Annotated in this window: 18 protein-coding genes and 2 tRNA genes; 5 read left to right on the forward strand and 15 right to left on the reverse strand. The window is 70.5% G+C overall.

What is annotated here, in order from left to right; translation table 11 throughout:
• Positions 1-295: 295 nt before the first annotated feature.
• The 4 genes from ndk to ACH499_RS03605 all read right to left on the reverse strand — a co-directional run bounded on the left by ndk (position 296) and on the right by ACH499_RS03605 (position 5,533).
• Entirely contained in the window at positions 296-709 is a 414-nt protein-coding gene (gene ndk / locus ACH499_RS03590; RefSeq protein ID WP_365592236.1) for a nucleoside-diphosphate kinase, read from the reverse strand.
• A gap of 76 nt (positions 710-785) precedes the next feature.
• Positions 786-1,142 carry a DUF4233 domain-containing protein gene (locus ACH499_RS03595; RefSeq protein ID WP_356196765.1) on the reverse strand — a complete coding sequence of 119 codons (357 nt, stop codon included), beginning with the start codon at positions 1,140-1,142 and terminating at the stop codon, positions 786-788.
• 6 nt (positions 1,143-1,148) lie between these two features.
• Complete coding sequence (locus ACH499_RS03600) at positions 1,149-2,669, reverse strand: bifunctional folylpolyglutamate synthase/dihydrofolate synthase (RefSeq protein WP_399013585.1); 1,521 nt, start codon at positions 2,667-2,669, stop codon at positions 1,149-1,151.
• 239 nt (positions 2,670-2,908) lie between these two features.
• Positions 2,909-5,533, reverse strand: a complete 2,625-nt coding sequence (locus ACH499_RS03605) for a valine--tRNA ligase (protein WP_356196761.1) — start codon at positions 5,531-5,533, stop codon at positions 2,909-2,911.
• Positions 5,534-5,670: 137 nt separating this feature from the next.
• Between ACH499_RS03605 and ACH499_RS03610 the strand changes: the two genes are divergently transcribed.
• Positions 5,671-6,636 carry a hypothetical protein gene (locus tag ACH499_RS03610; RefSeq protein ID WP_356196758.1) on the forward strand — a complete coding sequence of 322 codons (966 nt, stop codon included), beginning with the start codon at positions 5,671-5,673 and terminating at the stop codon, positions 6,634-6,636.
• A gap of 69 nt (positions 6,637-6,705) precedes the next feature.
• Here ACH499_RS03610 and clpX read toward each other — a convergent pair whose 3' ends face one another.
• The 5 genes from clpX to ACH499_RS03635 all read right to left on the reverse strand — a co-directional run bounded on the left by clpX (position 6,706) and on the right by ACH499_RS03635 (position 11,553).
• Positions 6,706-7,992 carry an ATP-dependent Clp protease ATP-binding subunit ClpX gene (gene clpX, locus ACH499_RS03615; protein ID WP_356196757.1) on the reverse strand — a complete coding sequence of 429 codons (1,287 nt, stop codon included), beginning with the start codon at positions 7,990-7,992 and terminating at the stop codon, positions 6,706-6,708.
• A 188-nt stretch (positions 7,993-8,180) separates the two neighbouring features.
• Positions 8,181-8,861: an ATP-dependent Clp protease proteolytic subunit gene (locus ACH499_RS03620; protein ID WP_356196755.1), complete on the reverse strand. Its 681-nt coding sequence runs from the start codon at positions 8,859-8,861 to the stop codon at positions 8,181-8,183.
• Between the two features lie 50 nt (positions 8,862-8,911).
• A complete protein-coding gene (locus ACH499_RS03625) occupies positions 8,912-9,517 on the reverse strand; it encodes an ATP-dependent Clp protease proteolytic subunit (RefSeq protein WP_029393242.1) in 606 nt (201 codons plus the stop codon).
• Between the two features lie 359 nt (positions 9,518-9,876).
• Positions 9,877-11,271: a trigger factor gene (tig, locus tag ACH499_RS03630; RefSeq protein ID WP_399013589.1), complete on the reverse strand. Its 1,395-nt coding sequence runs from the start codon at positions 11,269-11,271 to the stop codon at positions 9,877-9,879.
• Positions 11,272-11,476: 205 nt separating this feature from the next.
• A tRNA-Pro gene (locus ACH499_RS03635) sits at positions 11,477-11,553 on the reverse strand.
• A gap of 163 nt (positions 11,554-11,716) precedes the next feature.
• Between ACH499_RS03635 and ACH499_RS03640 the strand changes: the two genes are divergently transcribed.
• Positions 11,717-11,787 (forward strand) — tRNA-Gly (locus ACH499_RS03640).
• A 96-nt stretch (positions 11,788-11,883) separates the two neighbouring features.
• Here ACH499_RS03640 and ACH499_RS03645 read toward each other — a convergent pair.
• Positions 11,884-12,078 carry a hypothetical protein gene (locus ACH499_RS03645; RefSeq protein WP_167998140.1) on the reverse strand — a complete coding sequence of 65 codons (195 nt, stop codon included), beginning with the start codon at positions 12,076-12,078 and terminating at the stop codon, positions 11,884-11,886.
• Positions 12,079-12,744: 666 nt separating this feature from the next.
• Here ACH499_RS03645 and ACH499_RS03650 point away from each other — a divergent pair.
• Positions 12,745-13,917, forward strand: a complete 1,173-nt coding sequence (locus ACH499_RS03650; protein WP_356196712.1) for an acyltransferase family protein — start codon at positions 12,745-12,747, stop codon at positions 13,915-13,917.
• Positions 13,918-13,944: 27 nt separating this feature from the next.
• Here ACH499_RS03650 and ACH499_RS03655 read toward each other — a convergent pair whose 3' ends face one another.
• A complete protein-coding gene (locus tag ACH499_RS03655; RefSeq protein WP_356196709.1) occupies positions 13,945-14,436 on the reverse strand; it encodes an HD domain-containing protein in 492 nt (163 codons plus the stop codon).
• 1 nt (position 14,437) lies between these two features.
• Positions 14,438-15,625, reverse strand: a complete 1,188-nt coding sequence (locus ACH499_RS03660) for a PP2C family protein-serine/threonine phosphatase (protein WP_356196707.1) — start codon at positions 15,623-15,625, stop codon at positions 14,438-14,440.
• Positions 15,626-15,787: 162 nt separating this feature from the next.
• On the opposite strand from ACH499_RS03660, the gene ACH499_RS03665 reads away from it, so the two are divergent.
• On the forward strand, positions 15,788-17,056 hold the full coding sequence (locus tag ACH499_RS03665; RefSeq protein WP_356196704.1) for a GNAT family N-acetyltransferase: 1,269 nt from the start codon (positions 15,788-15,790) through the stop codon (positions 17,054-17,056).
• A gap of 48 nt (positions 17,057-17,104) precedes the next feature.
• On the opposite strand, the gene ACH499_RS03670 is transcribed toward ACH499_RS03665, so the two are convergent.
• Positions 17,105-17,938: an Fpg/Nei family DNA glycosylase gene (locus ACH499_RS03670; protein WP_399013590.1), complete on the reverse strand. Its 834-nt coding sequence runs from the start codon at positions 17,936-17,938 to the stop codon at positions 17,105-17,107.
• A 112-nt stretch (positions 17,939-18,050) separates the two neighbouring features.
• A complete protein-coding gene (locus ACH499_RS03675) occupies positions 18,051-18,536 on the reverse strand; it encodes a ribose-5-phosphate isomerase (protein ID WP_399013592.1) in 486 nt (161 codons plus the stop codon).
• A gap of 206 nt (positions 18,537-18,742) precedes the next feature.
• On the opposite strand from ACH499_RS03675, the gene ACH499_RS03680 reads away from it, so the two are divergent.
• Entirely contained in the window at positions 18,743-20,170 is a 1,428-nt protein-coding gene (locus tag ACH499_RS03680; RefSeq protein ID WP_356196698.1) for an amino acid permease, read from the forward strand.
• Positions 20,171-20,261: 91 nt separating this feature from the next.
• Here the strand turns inward: ACH499_RS03680 and ACH499_RS03685 are convergent, their stop codons facing one another.
• On the reverse strand, positions 20,262-20,843 hold the full coding sequence (locus ACH499_RS03685; RefSeq protein WP_356196696.1) for a biotin transporter BioY: 582 nt from the start codon (positions 20,841-20,843) through the stop codon (positions 20,262-20,264).
• Positions 20,844-21,072: the final 229 nt, after the last annotated feature.

Raw genomic sequence — 21,072 nt, forward strand, 5'->3', positions numbered from 1 at the left:
TGGCCTTCCCAGGAGCTTTTGAGGGCTTTTCAGGTCGGCGAGGTGGGTGCAGTGACGCGTGGAGGCTTCCATCGTAGACGCGCTTTCACGAACACTGCGCGAGGGTCTTCGCCATTGTCAGCAGATGACGCGGCGCCTCGCTTGTGGAGACGGGCCAACGGTGGCATCCGTTCCCCCGATCAGGCGCGCATATGCCACAGGGCGGTCGCTTTTACGCGACCGCCCCGCTCCACCGTAGGCCATTCGCCTGACGAAGTGTCAGAAAAAAGTCCGTCCGGCGTGTTGCGGCACGGGATCAGGCCCGGCCCGGGAAGAAGATCTTCAGCTCGCGCTCGGCCGACTCCTCGGAGTCGGAGGCGTGGATCAGGTTCTCCCGGACGATGACGCCGAAGTCGCCGCGGATGGATCCCGGGGCCGCGGCGATCGGGTCGGTCGGGCCGGCCAGGGCGCGCACGCCCTCGATGACCCGCTCGCCCTCGACGACCATGGCGACGACCGGCCCGGAGGACATGAACGCGACCAGCGGCTCGTAGAACGGCTTGCCCTTGTGCTCGCCGTAGTGCTGCTCCAGGGTGTCGATGTCCAGGGTGCGCAGCTCCAGCGCGGTGATCTGCCAGCCCGCCTTGCGTTCGATACGGCTGATGATCTCGCCGGTCAGGCCACGACGGACGGCGTCGGGCTTGAGGAGGACGAGGGTGCGCTGGCTCACGAGGGCTCCTTGGGCTGTACGAGTGTGCGGTGGTACAAGGTGATGACTGAGGTTACCGGGCGTGTCGCGACGTCCGTCACGCAGCGTCAGCCGCGGCGGCCTCGGCCTGGGCCGCGAACCTCGCCTTCGCCTCGTCGATCTTCCGCCCGTAGTGCACCGATGCCCACCACAGGGCGGCGAACACCGCGCCCAAGAAGAACATCGTCGGCACGAAGACGCCGGAGGCGATCAGGGCGATCTGCAGGGCCCAGCCGAAGGCGACACCGCCCGGCCGGGTCACCACGCCGCACAGCAGCACGCACAGGAACATCGCGACACCGCTGACCGTCCACACGGTGCCCATGGACAGGTCGGGGTCCTTCATGGCGACGAGTCCGGCGAAGCCGATCACGAAGAACTCGCCGATCAGGGTCGAAGCGCAGAGCGTACGCACGGTTTCTCAGCCCCTCCCCAGGAGCAGTCGGGCCTCACCGACGGTGATGACGGAACCGGTGACGAGCACGCCGCCGCCGGCGAACTCGCCCTCCTCCTCGGCCAGCGTGATCGCGGCCTCCAGGGCGTCCGGCAGCCTCGGCTCCACCTGGACGCGGTCCTCGCCGAACACCTCGACGGCGATCGCGGCCAGCTCGTCGGCGTCCATGGCGCGGTGGCTGGAGTTCTGGGTGACGACGACCTCGGCGAAGACCGGCTCGAACGCCTCCAGCAGCCCGCGCACGTTCTTGTCGCCGCTCGCGCCGACCACTCCGATGAGCCGGCTGAACTGGAACGCCTCCCCGACCGCCTCCGCGGTGACGCGGGCGCCCGCCGGATTGTGCGCGGCGTCCAGCACGACGGTCGGCGAACGCCGTACGACCTCCATCCGGCCCGGCGAGGCGACGGCGGCGAAGGCCTTGCGCACGGTGTCGAGGTCCAGCGGCTCGGGGCGCTCGGCGCCGACGCCGAAGAACGCCTCGACCGCGGCCAGCGCGACCGCCGCGTTGTGCGCCTGGTGGGCGCCGTGCAGCGGCAGGTAGACCTCGGGGTACTCGCCGCCCAGCCCGCGCAGGGTCATGAGCTGGCCGCCGACGGCGACCTGCCGGGCGACCACACCGAACTCCAGCCCCTCGCGCGCCACGGTGGCGTTCACGTCGACGGCCTTCTTCAGCAGCACCTGCGCCGCGTCCACCGGCTGCTGGGCCAGGATCACGGTGGCGTCCTGCTTGACGATCCCGGCCTTCTCGCCGGCGATCGCGCCGGGCGTCTCACCGAGTCGGTCGGTGTGGTCCAGGTCGATGGGGGTGATGACGGCGACGTCGCCGTCGATCACGTTGGTGGCGTCCCAGGAGCCGCCCATCCCGACCTCGACGACGGCCACGTCCACGGGCGCGTCGGCGAAGGCCGCGTAGGCCATGCCGGTCAGCACCTCGAAGAAGGACAGCCGGTACTCCTGCTGCGCGTCCACCATCTCGACGTACGGCTTGACGTCCTCGTACGTCTCGACGAACCGCTCGGCGGAGATCGGCGCGCCGTCCAGGCTGATGCGCTCGGTGATCGACTGCACGTGCGGCGAGGTGTACCGGCCGGTGCGCAGCTCGAAGGCGCCGAGCAGGGCCTCGATCATGCGGGCGGTGGAGGTCTTGCCGTTGGTGCCGGTGATGTGGATGGACGGGTACGAGCGCTGCGGCTCGCCCAGCACGTCCATCAGCGCGGCGATCCGGGCCACGGAGGGCTCCAGCTTGGTCTCGCCCCAGCGGGTGGCGAGCTCCGCCTCCACCGAGCGCAGCGCCTTGTCCACCTCGGGGTCCTCGGGGCGCGCCGGCACGTCGGCCTGCGGCGGCCCGCCCTGCGTGCGCAGGGTGCGGCTGCCGGCCTCGATGACCGCGAGATCCGGGTCGCGTTCGGTCTCGGCGGCGACGATCTCTTCGAAGGAGCCGACCGGGTCGGACTCCTCGTTACTGTCACGCGGGGGGAGCTCACTCACGAACCCCAGTCTACGGAGCACCACCGCCCTCCGTGGCCGCGGGCAGCCCGTAGGCCCGTGGGCGCGGGCCGTCGTGCCCCGGGGCGGCACGGGTGGGCGGCGGGGCACCCCCGCTCGAGCGGAGCCGGGACGGGGGAGGCGCCCGCCCGCGCCGGGCCCGCACAGCGCCCCCACGGCGCCCGAAGGCCCCGGAGCCGGACAAGCCCCGGGGCCTTCACGCACGTACGGCGGCGTCCGGACTACGCCTGCGGCAACCGCTCGAGCTGCGCGGCGATCCGCGCGATGTCGTCCTCCGCCTTGGCCAGTCGCCCCCGGATCTTGTCCACGACATGATCCGGCGCCTTGGCCAGGAACGCCTCGTTGCCGAGCTTGCCCTCGGCCTGCGCCTTCTCCTTCTCGGCGGCGGCGAGGTCCTTCGCCAGCCTCTTCCGCTCCGCCGCGAAGTCGATGACCCCGGACAGGTCCAGCGCGACCTCGGCCCCCGCCACGGGCAGCGTCGCCGTGGCCGTGAAGGACTCCCCCTCCGGCTGGAGCCGCAGGAGCTGCCGGATCGCCGCCTCGTGCGGGGCGAGCGCCGTGCCGTCCACCGTCAGCCGGGCCGGCACCCGCTGCCCCGGCTGGAGGCCCTGGTCCGCCCGGAACCGCCGCACCTCGGTGATGACGGACTGGACCGTCTCGATCTCGCGCTCGGCGTCCGCGTCCCGGAAGCCGCTGTCGGCCGGCCACTCGGCGACGACGACCGACTCGCCGCCCGTGAGGGTGGTCCACAGCGTCTCGGTGACGAAGGGGACGACCGGGTGCAGCAGCCTGAGCGTGACGTCCAGGACCTCACCGAGGACCCGCTTGGAGACCTCGGCGGCCTCGCCGCCCGCCTGGAAGGTGGTCTTGGACAACTCGACGTACCAGTCGAAGACCTCGTCCCACGCGAAGTGGAACAGCGCGTCGGACAGCTTGGCGAACTGGAAGTCGTCGTAGTACGCGTCCACCTCGGCGACGACCGAGTTCAGCCGCGACAGGATCCACCGGTCGGTGGCGGACATCGCCGACGGCTCGGGCAGCGGGCCGTCGACCGTGGCGCCGTTCATCAGCGCGAAGCGCGTGGCGTTCCAGATCTTGTTGGCGAAGTTGCGCGAGCCCTGGACCCAGTCCTCGCCGATCGGGACGTCCACGCCCGGGTTGGCACCACGCGCCAGGGTGAAGCGCAGGGCGTCGGAGCCGTACTTGTCCATCCAGTCCAGCGGGTTGACCGCGTTGCCGAAGGACTTCGACATCTTCTTGCCGAACTGGTCGCGGACCATGCCGTGCAGGGCGATGGTGTGGAACGGCGGGGTGCCGTCCATCGCGTACAGGCCAAACATCATCATCCGGGCGACCCAGAAGAAGAGGATGTCGTAGCCGGTGACCAGGACGGAGTTCGGGTAGAACTTCGCGAGCGACTCGGTCTGTTCGGGCCAGCCCAGCGTGGAGAAGGGCCACAGGCCGGAGGAGAACCAGGTGTCGAGGACGTCGGTGTCCTGGTGCCAGCCCTCGCCCGTGGGGGCCTCGTCGTCGGGGCCGACGCAGACGACCTCGCCGTTCGGGCCGTACCAGACGGGGATGCGGTGGCCCCACCACAACTGCCGCGAGATGCACCAGTCGTGGAGGTTGTCGACCCAGTCGAAGTACCGCTTCTCCATCTCCTGCGGGTGGATCTTGACCCGGCCGTCGCGGACCGCGTCGCCCGCGGCCTTGGCCAGCGGGCCGACCTTGACCCACCACTGCATGGACAGGCGCGGCTCGATGGTGGTCTTGCAGCGCGAGCAGTGGCCCACCGAGTGGACGTAGGGCCGCTTCTCGGCGACGATCCGGCCCTCGGCGCGCAGCGCGGCGACGATGGCGGAGCGGGCCTCCAGCCGGTCCAGGCCCTGGAAGGGGCCGTGGACGGTGATGACCGCGTGCTCGTCCATCACGGTGAGGGACGGCAGGTCGTGCCGCTGGCCGATCTCGAAGTCGTTCGGGTCGTGCGCGGGCGTCACCTTGACGGCGCCCGTGCCGAACTCGGGGTCGACGTGCTCGTCGGCGACGACCGGGATGGAACGGTCGGTCAGCGGGAGCTTGATGAGCTTGCCGACGAGGTGCTTGTAGCGCTCGTCGCCGGGGTGGACGGCGACCGCCGTGTCACCGAGCATCGTCTCGGCACGGGTGGTGGCGACGACGATGGTCTCGTCCCCGTCGCCGTACTTCATGGAGACGAGCTCGCCGTCGTCGTCCTGGTACTCGACCTCGATGTCGGAGATCGCGGTCAGGCAGCGCGGGCACCAGTTGATGATGCGCTCGGCGCGGTAGATCAGCTCGTCGTCGTAGAGCCGCTTGAAGATGGTCTGGACGGCCTGGGACAGGCCCTCGTCCATCGTGAAGCGCTCACGCGTCCAGGCGACGCCGTCACCGAGGCGGCGCATCTGGCCGGAGATCTGCCCGCCGGACTCGCCCTTCCACTTCCAGACGCGCTCGACGAAGGCCTCGCGGCCGAGGTCGTGGCGGGACTTACCCTCCTTGGCCAGCTCCCGCTCGACGACGTTCTGCGTGGCGATGCCGGCGTGGTCCATGCCGGGCTGCCACAGCGTCTCGTAGCCCTGCATCCGCTTGCGGCGGGTCAGGGCGTCGATGAGCGTGTGCTCGAAGGCGTGCCCGAGGTGCAGGCTGCCCGTGACGTTCGGCGGCGGGATGACGACGGTGAACGGCGGCTTGTCGCTCTTCGCGTCCGCCTCGAAGTAGCCCCGCTCTACCCAGCGCTCGTACAGCGGCCCCTCTACGTCGGCCGGCGCGTACTGGGTCGGCAGTTCGGTGTCGGGCGCTGGTGGCTGCTGCTGAGCGTTCTCGGTCACGCGCTCAGTTTAAGGGCGTCACGACCGTGTCCCGAAACGCCTTTCCTTTGTAACGGTGCGGGCCCCCGGTGACCTGCGCACGCCAGGTCTGCGTCAGGATGTCAGCACCACGTAAACATCTGGAGGGGAACCCAGGAATGAGTCAGAACCAGCCGGGCCCGTACGGCGGGCAGCCCCAGCAGCCCGGGCCGTACGGCCAGCCGGGACCGTACGGCCAGCAGCCGCAGGCCCCCCAGCCCGGCTACGGCTACCCCCAGCAGACGCCTCCCGCGCAGCCCGGCTACGGCTACCCGCAGCAGGCACCCCCCGCCCAGCCGGGTTACGGCTACCCGCAGCAGCCCGGGCAGGGCGGCGTCCCGCCGCAGGCCCCCTACGGCCAGCAGCCCTACGGCATGCCCCAGCCCCCGGCCCCGGCCGGCGGCAAGAAGAAGACGGGCCTGATCATCGGCGCGGTCGCGGTCGTGGCGGCGATCGGCGTGGGCGCGTACTTCGTGATCGGCGGGGGCGGTGGCAGCAACGCGGGCGGCATCCCCGACGACGGCCCCCACAAGCTGACGACCCCGGCCACGGTGCTCGGCGAGTACAAGAAGTCCGAGAGCGACAGCAACACCATGGACGAGAGCGACATGAAGGACGCCGAGAACTGGGGGGTGAAGAACCCCAAGGACGTCAGCGCCGGTTACGAGGCGAAGAACGAGGAGAACCCGCTGGCCTCCAAGATGCTCTCGTTCGGCGGCGTCTACGGCACGATCGACGACCCGGAGAAGGCCGTCGACGCGATGTTCGCCCACATGAAGAAGGAGAGCCAGGAGGGCGGCGAGGACGAGGACGTCTCCCTGGTCGGCGACCCGAAGGAGTACAAGCCCTCCTCCCTCGACGGCGCGGTCATCAAGTGCCAGGAGGCCAAGGTCGACAACTCCGACGGCGGCGCCAACGAGCCGAAGTCGATGACCATGACGTACTGCGTCTGGGGCGACCACAGCACGCTCGGCTTCGTCATGCCGATGAACCTGCTGGACATCGCCGGGGGCAAGACGACCGACCCCGGCGAGGCGGCCGAGATCACGGCCAAGCTCCGCAAGGAGGTCCGCGTCAAGGCCTGACGCGGCGGGTGCGGAACGGAAGGGGCCCGGTCGGTCGACCGGGCCCCTTCCGTGTGTGTACGGCGACGGCTACGCCGTCTTCTGCTCGCCCGGGCCGCGGCCCCGCGAATCCCGGGGAATGAGCGTCGGGTTGACGTTGGAGAGGACCACGTCGGCCGTGATGACGACGCGGGCCACGTCCTTGCGGGACGGGACCTCGTACATGACGCCCTGGAGGACTTCCTCCATGATGGCGCGCAGGCCGCGGGCGCCGGTCTGGCGCAGGATGGCCTGGTCGGCGATGGCCTCGAGGGCCTCGCGCTCGAAGTCCAGCTCCACGCCGTCGAGTTCGAACAGGCGCTGGTACTGCTTCACCAGCGCGTTGCGCGGCTCGACCAGGATCTGGAGCAGGGCCTCGCGGTCCAGGTTGTGGACCGAGGTGATGACCGGCAGCCGGCCGATGAACTCCGGGATCATCCCGAACTTCACCAGGTCCTCGGGCATGACCTGCTCGAACTGGTCCTTGGACTCGATCTCCCGCTTGGAGCGGATCGTCGCGCCGAAGCCGATGCCCTTGGCGCCGGCCCGGCCCTCGATGATCTTCTCCAGGCCCGCGAAGGCACCGCCCACGATGAACAGCACGTTCGTCGTGTCGATCTGGATGAACTCCTGGTGCGGGTGCTTGCGTCCGCCCTGCGGCGGGACGGAGGCCGTGGTGCCCTCGAGGATCTTGAGCAGGGCCTGCTGGACGCCCTCGCCGCTCACGTCGCGCGTGATCGACGGGTTTTCACTCTTCCGCGCGACCTTGTCGATCTCGTCGATGTAGATGATCCCGGTCTCGGCCTTCTTGACGTCGTAGTCGGCGGCCTGGATCAGCTTCAGCAGGATGTTCTCGACGTCCTCGCCGACGTACCCCGCCTCGGTGAGCGCCGTGGCGTCGGCGATGGCGAACGGGACGTTCAGCATGCGGGCGAGGGTCTGGGCGAGCAGGGTCTTGCCGGAGCCCGTGGGGCCCAGCAGCAGGATGTTGGACTTCGCCAGCTCGATGGCGTCCTCACGGCCCTGGGCGCCGCCGTTCTCGCCTGCCTGGACGCGCTTGTAGTGGTTGTACACCGCGACGGAGAGGGCCTTCTTGGCCGCCTCCTGGCCCACCACGTAGCTCTCGAGGAACTCGTAGATCTCGCGGGGCTTCGGGAGCTCCTCCCAGCGCACCTCGCTGGTCTCGGCGAGCTCTTCCTCGATGATCTCGTTGCAGAGATCGATGCACTCGTCGCAGATGTACACACCGGGCCCTGCGATGAGCTTCTTGACCTGCTTCTGGCTCTTGCCGCAGAACGAGCACTTGAGCAGATCGCCGCCGTCACCGATGCGTGCCACGGTGTGCTTCCCCTTCGCCTGGGAGACGCCCGGACGTCGACGCGTCAACGTCCGGCTGACTCCTGGTGCTGCCTTATGTCCGACGGTACCTTGCCGGGCCCCCCGTCCGGGCCCCCCTTGGCACGGTTCGCTTCGGCGTGAACCGCGCCGAACCGTGCCAAGGGGCGGCAGACGTTACCGCCTCCCGCCTAGCGCAGGGAGGAGTTGTCCATCTTCCGGGTGGTGATGATCTGGTCGATCAGGCCGTAGCTCAGCGCGTCCTCGGCCGTCAGGATCTTGTCACGCTCGATGTCCTCGCGGATCTTCTCGACCGGCGTGGTGGAGTGCTTGGCCAGCATCTCCTCGAGCTGCGCGCGCATTCGCAGGATCTCGTTGGCGGCGATCTCCAGGTCGGAGACCTGACCACGCCCGGTCTCGCTGTACGGCTGGTGGATCAGGACGCGGGCGTTCGGCAGCGCCATGCGCTTGCCGGGCGTGCCGGCGGCCAGCAGCACGGCCGCGGCGGAGGCGGCCTGGCCCATGCAGACCGTCTGGATGTCCGGCTTCACGTACTGCATCGTGTCGTAGATGGCCGTGAGCGCCGTGAAGGAGCCGCCGGGGCTGTTGATGTAGACCGAGATGTCGCGGTCCGGGTCCATCGACTCCAGGCACAGGAGCTGCGCCATGACGTCGTTGGCGGAGGCGTCGTCGATCTGCACGCCGAGGAAGATCACGCGCTCCTCGAAGAGCTTCGCGTACGGGTCGTACTCGCGCACACCCTGGGAGGTGCGCTCGACGAAGCGCGGAATGACGTAGCGGGACTCGGCGGTCGCGCCGGTGTACTCGGCACGCGAGCGGTCGTACAGGCCGCTGCCGGGGAAGTCGTTCACAGTGTCTCCTGTAAAGAGGCTGAGGCGGTCGGCTCGGGGCGGGGGAAGGCTCAGGCGCCCGTGCCGCCGCCACCCGGCATACCGGCGGCGGTCGCGATGACGTCGTCGATGAGGCCGTACTCCTTGGCCTCGAAGGCGTCGAACCAGCGGTCGCGGTCCGAGTCGCGGGTGATCTGCTCGACCGTCTGGCCGGTGTGCTGGGCCGTGAGCTCGGCCATGCGCTTCTTGGTGTGCAGCAGCCGCTCGGCGTGGATCTTGATGTCCGACGCGGAGCCGGCCAGGCCGGCGGAGGGCTGGTGGATCAGGATCTCGGCGTTCGGCAGGGCGAATCGCTTGCCGGGGGTGCCCGCGCTGAGCAGGAACTGTCCCATCGAGGCCGCGAGACCCATGGCGATCGTCACCACGTCGTTCTTGATGTACTGCATGGTGTCGTAGATCGCCATGCCGGCCGTGATCGAACCGCCGGGGCTGTTGATGTACAGGAAGATGTCCTTGTCCGGGTCGGAGGCAAGGAGCAGAAGCTGCGCGGTGATCTTGTTGGCAATGTCGTCGTCGACCGGCTGGCCGAGGAAGATGATCCGCTCGCCGAGCAGCCGGTTGTAGACCTGGTCGCCGAGGCCGCCACCGATGGAGGGCTCGCCGGCGGCTGAGGGCATCAGATTCGTCACGTATCCACCTGCTCGTCTTACGACGGCGCCGGGCCGTCTCACGTTTCCCTGCGGGGCTGGAAGCCGATTCGGAGACTCCCCTGCCCTCGTATTCATGGACCCTAACGCGGTGGGCCTGCGCGGCCATCCCGGTTCCGCGGGTGTTCGCCGGGGGCGTAGCGCTCCGCGGGGCGCGGGTGCGGCATCCCGCCGTGCGGGTGCGCGCTCGTCGCCGGGGCGCGGATGCGGTGTGGTTGCCCGCGCGGTGCCCGCGCCCCTCGCGGGGCCCGTCCACCGTATGCGGAACGGGCCCCGGCACTGATCGTCCGGGGCCCGTTCTGCGTCCGTCTGAGGGAAGCGCCGGGGGATCAGCCCTCGGTCTTCTCCTCGGCCTTGTCGTCACCGGACTCGGTGGACTCGGCGGCGGCCTCGGCGGCCTCCGTCTCCTCCTCCTCGTCGTCCAGGTCGACGATCTCACCGTTGGTGTCCTTGACCGTGGCCTTCTCGACCACGGCGGCCAGGGCCTTGCCGCGGGCGACCTCGCCGACGAGGAGCGGGACCTGGCCCTGCTCGACGACGGCCTGGGCGAACTGGTCGGGGGACATGCCGGAGGAGGCGGCGCGGCGCATGAGGTGCTCGGTGAGCTCCTCCTGGCTGACGTTGAGGTTCTCCTGCTTGACCAGCTCGTCGAGGACGAACTGGGTCTTGATGCCCTTGACCGCGGCTTCGCGGGTCTCGGTGTCGAACTCCTCGGCGGTCTTGCCCTGGAGCTCGAGGTACTTCTCGAGGGTCAGGCCCATCTGGCCGAGCTGGTGGTGCTCGAGGTTGTGCTTACGGGTGTTGATCTCGTCCTCGAGGAGCTTCTCGGGGACCGGGACCTCGACCAGCTCGAGCAGCTTGTCCAGCACGCGCTCCTGCGCCTGCGTGGCCTGGTCGTACTGCTTCATGTTGGCCAGGCGCTTGCGGCTGTCGGCCTTGAGCTCGTCCAGGGTGTCGAACTCCGACGCGAGCTGCGCGAAGTCGTCGTCCAGCTCGGGCAGCTCGCGCTTGGCGACCTGGGTGACCTTGACGGTGACCTCGGCCTCCTTGCCGGCCGCCGAGCCGCCCTTGAGCTCGGAGGTGAAGGTGGCCTCGCCACCGGCCTCCAGGCCCTTCACGGCGTCGTCGATGCCGTCCAGCAGCTCACCGGAGCCGATGGTGTACGAGACACCGTCGGCCACGCCGTCCTCGAGGACCTCGCCGTCGACCTTGGCCTTGAGGTCGATGGTGACCACGTCGCCCTCCTCGGCGGCGCGCTCGACCGGGGAGGTGGAGGCGAAGCGCTCGCGGAGCTGCTCGACCGACTTCTCCACGTCCTCGTCGGTGACCTCGACGGCGTCGACCTCGACCTCGATGCCGGAGTAGTCCGGGATCTCGACGGTCGGGCGGACGTCGACCTCGGCGGTGAAGTTCAGCGTCTCGCCGTCCTTCAGCTCCGTGATGTCGACCTCGGGCTGGCCGAGCGGGTTCAGCTCGGCCTCGTTGACCGCGTCGGTGTAGAACTTCGGAAGCGCGTCGTTGACCGCCTCCTCCAGGACCGCACCGCGGCCGAACCGCTGGTCGATGACCCGGGCCGGGATCTTGCCCTTGCGGAAGCCCTTCACCGTGACCTGCTGGTTGATCTTCTTGTACGCCGCGTCGAGGCTGTCCTTGAGCTCCTCGAAGGGCACCTCGACAGTGAGCCGAACCCGGGTCGGGTTCAGGGTCTCCACGGCGCTCTTCACGGTTCGGTCTCCTTGTGGCTGACTTCTTGGGTTCTGCCGGAGCCCGTGGGGCGTCCGGCGGATTTCGCCGCCCGGAGACTGCAGACTCTGAGACACACGGGCGTGCAGCTTGCATAGTAACGGCAGCGACTAGACGCCCCCAAAGGCGATCACCCCCGATCGCCGTCGGTGACCCGCCGATGATCGCGGGGAACCGGCCGGTGGATGGTCGGGGTGGCGGGATTTGAACCCACGGCCTTCCGCTCCCAAAGCGGACGCGCTACCAAGCTGCGCCACACCCCGTCTGGTGCGACACGTAGGGTACATGCCGCAAGCCGCCGGGACCGCTGTGTTTCCCGCGCGCCCGCGAAGGTCCGGCGCGGACGGGGAAGGGGTGTGCGGGCAGGGGGCGCGACCCGCTACGATGCCTGCAGTGCCGCGGTCACCGACCCGCGGCGCGCGCTGTGCGGGCGTAGCTCAATGGTAGAGCCCCAGTCTTCCAAACTGGCTACGCGGGTTCGATTCCCGTCGCCCGCTCCGAGAGGCCTCCGGCCCGGTCCCCCCAGGGGAGCCGGGCCGGAGGCCTTTGTGCGCCCGGGGCGCCGGGAGCGTCGGGGGCGCGCGGGGCGCGCCCTAGAACTGGATGGAGTTGATCGTCTCCGCTATCGAGTTCAGGAAGCGCTGGATGTCGTCGGCCATGCCCGTCGAGGCCAGGAAGAAGCCGAAGAGGATCGCGACGATCGCGGGGCCCGCCTTGATGGAGCCTCCCCGCAGCAGCACCACCAGGATGATCGCCAACAGCAGCACCACTGACAGTGAAATGGCCACAACTGATCACACCCTAGGTCGGTCCGCTCTCCCGGCCCGGGGACGCGATCTCTCGCACCCCCGCCAGAACCATCGTGCCACCAACAGGCCTCCGCTATGCGGCCGGTGACACATCGTCCGCCCGGATCCGGGCGGCCGCTTCTCCCCCGCCGCCCGCGCCGGTACACAACTCTCCCGACTGGCACAGGAATTCGACAGGACACTCGTGCGGGGAATTCCCGTCATTCCGTTTCCATCTCCACACAACGTGTCCGCAGATATTTCGCATTGCCGCGAGGACCACGTCGAGGGACACGTCACAGCGGAGCCGACGTCCCGCCGACGATCCCCGTAAGGGCATTGAAGGGGACATTCCACGGGAGTCGCCTGCCGGTCTTATGCGCCGTTTAGTCGTGATGAGTCATGACAAGTGGACCGGTTCCGGGGCGGCTTCGGAGGGAGACGGCCTCCGTGACTGTGGTCGCCGTCACGCGCCCCGAGAGGTCGAGTTCCCCGAATTCGGGGGTACTCGCACGGAGTTCGAGACGTGAATACGGGAATGACGTCGAGGGTTTTACGGAATCCCAGGGAGAACGCTAGGGTGCCTCAGATGTTCTACGCTGCACCGTCCCCCATCAGAGCAGCCAGGTCTTGTGACGACTCGCCGATTGATCGGCGGGGGGTCGTATGACGGACTCGCTGCGACCGCACGGCGGCCGGAAGACGCCGTCCCCCTCGGCCGCGCGAGCCCGGCCGGGCCGGCAGCGCGACGCGTTCTTCGACAACGCCAAGTACCTGGCCATCGTGCTGGTCGGCGTCGGTCACGCCTGGGGACAGATCCTGGACGGGAACCGGGCCGTGGAGACCCTCTACCGGGTCGTCTACACGTTCCACATGCCGGCGTTCATCATCATCTCCGGCTACTTCTCGCGCAGCTTCGACATGAGCCCCAGACGCGTCAAGCGGCTGATCACCGGCGTCGCCGTCCCCTACCTCGTCTTCGAGGTCGCCTACGCGCTGCACCGCCGCGTCAGCGAGGACCCCTCCAACGACATCAGCCTCCTGGACCCCACCTATCTGCTGTGGTTCCTGTGCGCGCTGTTCGTCTGGCGGCTGACCGTCCCGATCTGGCAGACGGTCCGCTGGCCGCTCCCCATCTCCCTGGCCGTCGCCGCGCTGGCCTCCGTGACGCCGACCATCGGCAACGACCTCAACATGCAGCGCGTGCTCCAGTTCCTGCCGTGCTTCGTGCTGGGCCTCGTCCTGCGGCCCGAGCACTTCCAGCGGGTGCGGCGCCGCTCGGTGCGGATCCTGTCCGTGCCGGTGGCCGCGGCCGCGGTGGCCGTCGCCTGGTGGTCCGTGCCGCGCATGGAGACCGGCTGGTTCTACCGCAACGCCGCCGTGCAGGACACGGGCGCCCCCTGGTGGACCGGTCCCGTCCTCACGCTCGCGCTCTTCGGCTGCTCGCTGGTGCTGTCCGCCTGCTTCTTCGCCTGGGTGCCGGGCCGGCGCATGTGGTTCACGGCGCTCGGCGCGGGCACGATCTACGGCTATCTGCTGCACGGCTTCCTGGTGAAGGAGGGCACCTTCGCCGGCTGGTTCTCCCACCCGGTGCTGGACCGGCCGCTCGGCCAGATCGGGCTCACGGTCCTCGCGGCCGCCGTCATCACCCTGCTGTGCACCGCGCCCGTGCGCCGGGTCCTGCGGTACGTGGTGGAGCCGAGGATGGAGTGGGCCTTCCGGCGCGATCCGGGCGAGAGGGCCCGGGGCCGCGAGCGGCGGGAGACGGACGGGGCGCGTGAGGCGCGGGTCCCGGACGGCGCCGGGGAGAAGGCTTCCGGCGAGAAGGTCTCCGTCTAGCCGCCGTCCCGCCGCCGCCCCGCCGTGTCAGTCGTCGTCCGGGCCCGCCAGGCCGAGAAGGGCGCGCATCCGCGCGTACTTCTCGGTCAGCCGGGTGCGGGTGGCCTCGTCGAGGACGGCGAGCCGGGCCGGGTCGGCGTTGTGCGCCAGGTCCGCCTCCTTGACCAGCCGTGCGCCGGGGGTGGCCAGGATGCGCGCGGCGTACGCCTCGGGAGGCTCTCCGGGCCTCTTGGTGAGGGCGAGGACGATGTCCTTGGTGCGGCGGCTCAGCGCGGCCTCGTTCAGCTCGCCCTCGGACAGCGCGTCGTCCTCGACGGCGTCGTGCAGCCAGGCCGCGGCGATCTGCTCGTCGTCCCCGCCGCGCCGCTCCACTCCCTCGGCGACGGCCCTCAGGTGCTCGGCGTACGGGCGTCCCGCCTTGTCGGTCTGCCCGGCGTGCGCGGCGCGGGCGACGGCCTCGACCTCGGCCGGGGAGAGGCGCGGGGCGGGCGGCGGGGTGCCGGGCTGCGTCGGTGGCACGTCAGTCCGCCTCGGTGCGGGACAGCGCCGTCGGGCCGTCCCGGCAGATCAGCAGGAGCGCCCGGTCGTCGTTGACGTCCTTGGCCACGGCCTCGATCAGATGCCAGGCGGCTCCGTGGAAGCCGCCGGCGACATAGCGGTCGGCCTCGCCGGTGAGGCGGTCGATGCCCTCGGTGATGTCGCGGTCGGAGGTCTCCACCAGACCGTCGGTGAACAGCATCAACACGTCTCCGGGCCGCAACGTGCCCTTCACCGGGTCGAACTGGGCACCGTCGTACACACCGAGCAGCGGTCCCTCGGCGGTCTTCTCCTCCCAGCGGCCGGTGCCCGCGCTGAGCTGCAGGCCCGGCGGGTGCCCGGCGGAGTACAGCTCGTAGTCGCCGGAGTCGAGTTCCAGGACGAGGTGGATGGAGGTGGCGAAGCCCTCGTCCCAGTCCTGGCGGAGCAGATAGCCGTTGGCGGCCGGCAGGAACGCGTGCGGGGGCAGGCTGCCCAGCAGGCCGCCGAAGGCACCCGACAGCAGCAGGGCCCGCGAGCCCGCGTCCATGCCTTTGCCGGACACGTCGGTGAGGACGACCTCCAGGGTCCGGCCGCCGTTCGTCCGGGCCGCGACCACGAAGTCGCCCGAGAAGGACTGGCCGCCCGCCGGGCGCAGCGCCATCTCACGGTGCCAGCCCGTCGGCAGTTTGGGCAGTTTGCTCTGCACGCGGATGCGTTCGCGCAGGTCGAAGAGCATGGTGCCGCCGCGCCGCCAGGGCACGCCGACCCTGCTGCGGAACTGGGCGAGCAGCAGCCCGAAGAAGCCGCAGGCCGCGACGACCAGGACCACGCCGGGGGTGACCCGGGAGGGGCCCTCGGTGTACGGGCCGAGTTGTACGGACTCCACGATCAGTGCCGTGGCCGCCGCCGCGTACAGGCCGAGCAGGCTCGCCGGGCGCAGCAGCAGGCCGCCCGCGACGATCGGCAGCACCAGCGCGGCCGGTGAGCACCACACGGAGTTGATCATCGTGGTGGCCGCGATCACGGGGATCATCAGCAGCAGTCCGGCGAGCGCGATCCAGTCCGAGCCGTCGCCGCGGAAGTAGTCGACGGCGGAGCGGCGCATGCCGACGCGGGCCCGGTGCCACTGCTTGTTCAACCGGGCCGTGAACGTCTCGGCTTCCGCGCGCCGCTGTCGTCCTGCTGCCATTAGTTCGGGACCCTATCCATCGGACCGGCCGCTCGGCACGGGAGGTCCCACTTGTCCCCCGTCCGAGGCCGGACTTCACAGTGAACTTCACGAACGGCCGTCGCGCCGCAACCTGGCGGAAATTCCCTCGCCCGCCTCGGGGGGCACTGGTAGGCATGGGCCATGGGCAATGACGGCATCCGTGACATCGAGGCTCCGGTCACCGCGGGCGGTCCGCGCGTTCTGCGGCGGGACGAATGGGACACCTGGTACGGGACGTTGCTCCGCGCCTTCGGCGGGATCCCGGAACCGGCCGAGGTGTTGGAGGTGTACCGGGAGCTGACGCAGACCGACCGCTCCCTCGGCGTGTGGGACGGCGACGAGTGCGTCGGGACGGCGGGCGCCTTCGCCTTCCGGATGACCGTGCCCGGCGGTGCGGCCGTGCCCGCCGCGGGGGTCACCATGGTCGGCGTGGCCGCCACGCACCGGCGCCGGGGTGTGCTGACGTCGATGATGCGCCGGCAACTGGACGACGTGCGGTCCTGGGGCGAGCCGCTGGCCGTGCTGACGGCCTCGGAGCCGGAGATCTACGGCCGCTTCGGCTACGGTGCCGCGACCTTCCAGCTCAACGCCGAGATCGAGACCGACCGGGTCCGTCTGTCGGTGCCGGACGGGACGGACGACGTGCGGGTGCGCTACGCCGTGCCCGCGGACGTCCTGGACGCGTGCGAGGCGGTGTTCGCGCGACTGGTGCCCGGGCGGCCGGGGATGATCGAGCGGCGGCCCGGCTGGGCGCGGCTGGACGTGCTCGACCCGGCGGACGGGCGGGAGGGCGCGTCGCCCCTTCAGTGCGTGGTGGCCCGGCGGGACGGGGAGGTCACGGGCTACGCGCGGTTCAGGGTGCGGCCGGAGTGGGGGCCGTCCGGGCACAACGGCACGGTGGTCCTGCAGGACCTGGCCGGACTGGACCCGGCGACGGAGGCGGCGCTGTGGCGGTTCCTGTTCGACGTCGACCTGACGAGGCGGCTGAGCGTGCGCGCGCGGCCGGTCGACGAGGCGTGGCAGTACCAGGTGTCCGACGTGCGGCGGTGCCGGCCGCAGTTGCGGGACGCGCTGTACGTGCGGCTGGTGGACGTGGGGGCGGCGCTTCAGGCGCGGACGTACCAGGCGCCGGTGGACGTGGTGTTCGAGGTCGAGGACGCCTTCTGCCCCTGGAACGAGGGGCGTTGGCGGCTGACGGGCGACGCGAAGGGGGCGTCCTGCGCGCGTACCTCCGACGCCGCGGACCTCTCCCTCGGCGTACGGGAGTTGGGGGCGGCGTATCTCGGAGGCGTGTCCCTGGGGGCGCTGGGCGCGGCCGGGCGGGTGCGGGAGCTGCGGCCGGGGGCACTGGCGGAGGCGTCGATCGGGTTCGCCTCGGACGTGGCGCCTTGGCTGCCGTACGGGTTCTGAGGCACGGGGTGCGCAGGTTCCGCGGACAAGCCCGGTCCGCGGGCGGCCCTAGTTCCGCGGGCGGGGTTCGTTCCGCTGGCAGGCCGGGCACCAGAAGAGGTTGCGGGCTGCCAGCTCGGCGGTGCGGACCGCGGTGCCGCACAGGTGGCAGGGCTGGTCGGCCCGACGGTAGACGTACACCTCTCCGCCGTGGTCGTCGACGCGCGGCGGGCGGCCCATCGCCTCGGGGGTGTGCTCCGGGCGGACGGTGTCGATGCGGTTGTTGCGGACGCCCTCGCGCATGAGGGCGACGAGATCGCGCCAGACGGCGTCCCACTCGGCGGGGGTGATGTCCCTGCCGGGGCGGTACGGGTCGATGCCGTGCCGGAAGAGGACTTCGGCGCGGTAGACGTTGCCGACGCCGGCGACGATCTTCTGGTCCATGAGCAGCGCGGCGATGGTGGTGCGGCTGCGGGAGATCCGGGCGTAGGCGGTGCGGGGGTCGTTGCCGTCGTCCTGCGGGCGCAGCGGGTCGGGGCCGAGGCGGTCGTGTATCGCCCGCTTCTCGGGGTCCGTGATCAGGGCGCAGGTGGTGGGGCCGCGGAGGTCGACGTACGCGGTGTCGTTGACGAGGCGGAGGCGGACGGTGTCCGTGGGCGGGGGCGCGGGGGCGGCGCCGAGGGCGACCTTGCCGAAGAGGCCGAGGTGGATGTGGACCCAGCTCGCGCCGAAGCCGAGGAAGAGGTGCTTGCCGTGCGCGTCGGTGCCGGTGAGTTCGGTGCCGTCGAGCAGGGCCGCGGCGTCGGAGAACTTGCCCTGGGGGCTGGTGGCGCGCACGGCCGTGCCGGCGAAGGCGGCGGCGTAGTCCTGCGCCAGCCTGTGGATCGTGTGGCCTTCCGGCACGGAGTGGTCCTTTCCTGGCCTTCCGCCACGGCCGGCACCACCCGGCCGGGAAGCGGGGCGCGAGCCGGCCGGCCCTCCCCGATGCGGCGGGGAGGGCCGGCCGGGGGTTGCGTTACTGCTGGGGGTGGTGGGCCGGGACGGGCGGGAGGTCGCCCGTCGTCTCGTACGACGTCAGCATGTCGATGCGGCGGATGTGGCGCTCGTCGCCGGAGAACGGGGTGGCGAGGAAGGTCTCGACGAACTTCGTCGCCTCGTCCCGCGAGTGCATGCGGGCGCCGACGGCGACGACGTTGGCGTTGTTGTGCTGCCGACCCAGCTCGGCGGTCTCCACGCTCCAGGCCAGCGCCGCACGCACGCCCTTGACCTTGTTGGCCGCGATCTGCTCGCCGTTGCCGGAGCCGCCGATCACGATGCCGAGGGCGTCGGGGTCCGCGGCCGTGCGTTCGGCGGCGCGCAGGCAGAAGGGCGGGTAGTCGTCCTGGGCGTCGTAGATGTGCGGCCCGCAGTCGACGGGGTCGTGGCCCGCCGCCTTGAGCCACTCGACGAGGTGGTTCTTGAGTTCGTAGCCCGCATGGTCGGAGCCGAGATACACGCGCATGTGTCGAGTGTGACACGCGGGGCGCGGGGCAGACGCGTCGGGTGCCGGGTCGGTAAAGAGCCGGTGAAACTACAGAAAGTTACACAAAAGATCAAGTAACGATCCGGAATCAAAGGTTCCAGAAACTGTTCACCTCCGTTTCACTGGTCCGGCTCGTACGCCGCTCGTACGGGCGAGTGAACGACCGGCGCAAAGGAAACCACCCCATGACTTCGCAGCCGACACTGACCGAGGCCGAAAACGGCCCCGCGGGCCCGGGAGAACCCGGGCCCGGACTTCAGGCCGGACTCAAGAACCGTCACCTCTCGATGATCGCCATCGGCGGTGTCATCGGGGCCGGGCTGTTCGTCGGATCCAGCACGGGCATCGCCACCGCGGGCCCCGGCATCCTCCTGTCGTACGCCCTCGTCGGCACGCTCGTGGTGCTGGTGATGCGGATGCTCGGTGAGATGTCCGCCGCCAATCCGACCTCCGGCTCCTTCTCCGCGCACGCGGACCGCGCGCTCGGCCCCTGGGCCGGCTTCTCGATCGGCTGGCTCTACTGGTTCTTCTGGGTCGTCGTGCTCGCCGTCGAGGCGACGGCCGGCGCGACGATCCTGGAGGGCTGGATACCGGCCGTGCCCCAGTGGGGCTGGGCCCTGATCGTGATGGTGGTGCTGACCGCCACCAACCTGGCCTCCGTCGGCTCCTACGGCGAGTTCGAGTTCTGGTTCGCCGGGATCAAGGTCGTCGCCATCGCCGCGTTCATCGTCATCGGCGGACTGGCCGTCTTCGGCGTGCTGCCCGGCGTGGACAGCGAGCAGGCGGGCCTCGGCAACCTGACCGAGCACGGCGGTTTCCTGCCGCACGGGGCCGGTGCCGTCCTGACCGGTGTGCTGCTCGTCGTCTTCTCCTTCATGGGCAGCGAGATCCCCACGCTGGCAGCCGGTGAGTCCGAGGACCCGCAGAAGGCCGTGACCAAGGCGACGAACAGCATCATCTGGCGCATCGCCGTCTTCTACCTCGGGTCGATCTTCGTCGTCGTCACCCTGCTGCCCTGGGACTCCCAGTCGATCATCGACAAGGGCTCCTACGTCGCCGCCCTGGACTCCCTCGGGATCCCCAACGCCGGCCAGATCATGAACTTCATCGTGCTGACGTCCGTGCTGAGCTGCCTCAACTCCGGCCTCTACACGGCCTCCCGCATGGCGTTCTCACTCGGCCAGCGCGGGGACGCGCCGAAGGCGTTCGCCCGGACCACCCGGCGCGGGGTGCCGCAGACGGCGATCCTGTCGTCCGTGGTCTTCGGCTTCGTCGCGGTGTTCTTCAACTACGAGTTCCCCGACTCCGTCTTCCTCTTCCTGCTCAACTCCTCCGGCGCCGTCGCCCTCTTCGTCTGGCTGGTCATCTGCTTCTCGCAGCTCCGCCTGCGGAAGATCATCCAGGCCGAGGCGCCGGAGAAGCTGGTCGTGCGGATGTGGCTGTACCCGTACCTGACCTGGGTGACCGCCGCCGTCATCGTCTTCGTCCTGGGTTACATGCTGACCGACACCGAGCACGACGGGCGCACCACCGTGCTGCTGACGATGCTCGTCACGGCGATCGTGGTCGCCCTCGCCGTGGTCAAGCAGAGGGTCCTGGCGCGCAGGGGCTGAGCGCTCCCCGCCGCGGGGCGGGAGAAAGCGAGAGGCTCGCCGGGTCGCGGTGCGACCGGGCGAGCCTCTTCGTGTACGGGCGGCGGGGGCGTCAGCGCCTGCCCACCAGCTTCCAGGCGGCGGGCAGCGCACCCATCGCCAGGGCGGCCTTGAGCGCGTCGCCGATCAGGAACGGCGTGAGGCCCGCCGCGACGGCCGCGCCGAGGGACAGGTCGGCGGCGAGGGCCAGGTACGGGACGCCGACGGCGTAGATGACCGCCTCGCCGAGCAACATCGTGCCGGCGGTGCGCAGCACCGAGCGGTCGGCGCCGCGGCGGGCGAGGGCGCCCACGACCGAGGCGGCGAGCATCATGCCGAAGACGTAGCCGAGGGACGGGGCGCCGGTGCCGGAGCCGCCCTCCGCGAACCACGGCACGCCCGCCATGCCCACCAGGGCGTACAGCGCGAGCGAGAGCAGGCCGCGGCCGGCGCCGAGGGAGGTGCCGACGAGCAGCGCGGCGAAGGTCTGGCCGGTCACCGGCACGGGCGAGCCGGGCACGGGCACGGCGATCTGGGCCGCGATGCCGGTGAGCACGGCGCCGCCCGCCACGAGCGCGACGTCCCGGACTCGGGAGGAGGGGATGAGGTCGGCGAGGACCTGCCCGGTGCGGGCGGGGACGGCAGCGGTGCTCATGGGGACTCCGCGGTGGTGTGGACATGTCGGACAGGGCGACGCTATCCCAGCGGGCCGGGGTGATCACGGGCAGCGCCCGACAAAGGCGGGATCGGGGACTTGGTGGGCTCCCGACAAAGGACGCGGGGCACACGTGATCCGGGGTGACACCGGTCACTGAGGTGGCGAGGTGAACGTCACCCGGGCCTCCCCCGGGGTGCGACGAGCGGTGTCTGTGGGGTTCCGCCAA

Origin of the sequence: Streptomyces sp. NPDC018947 (assembly GCF_044390505.1) — a bacterium.
Taxonomy (GTDB): domain Bacteria; phylum Actinomycetota; class Actinomycetes; order Streptomycetales; family Streptomycetaceae; genus Streptomyces.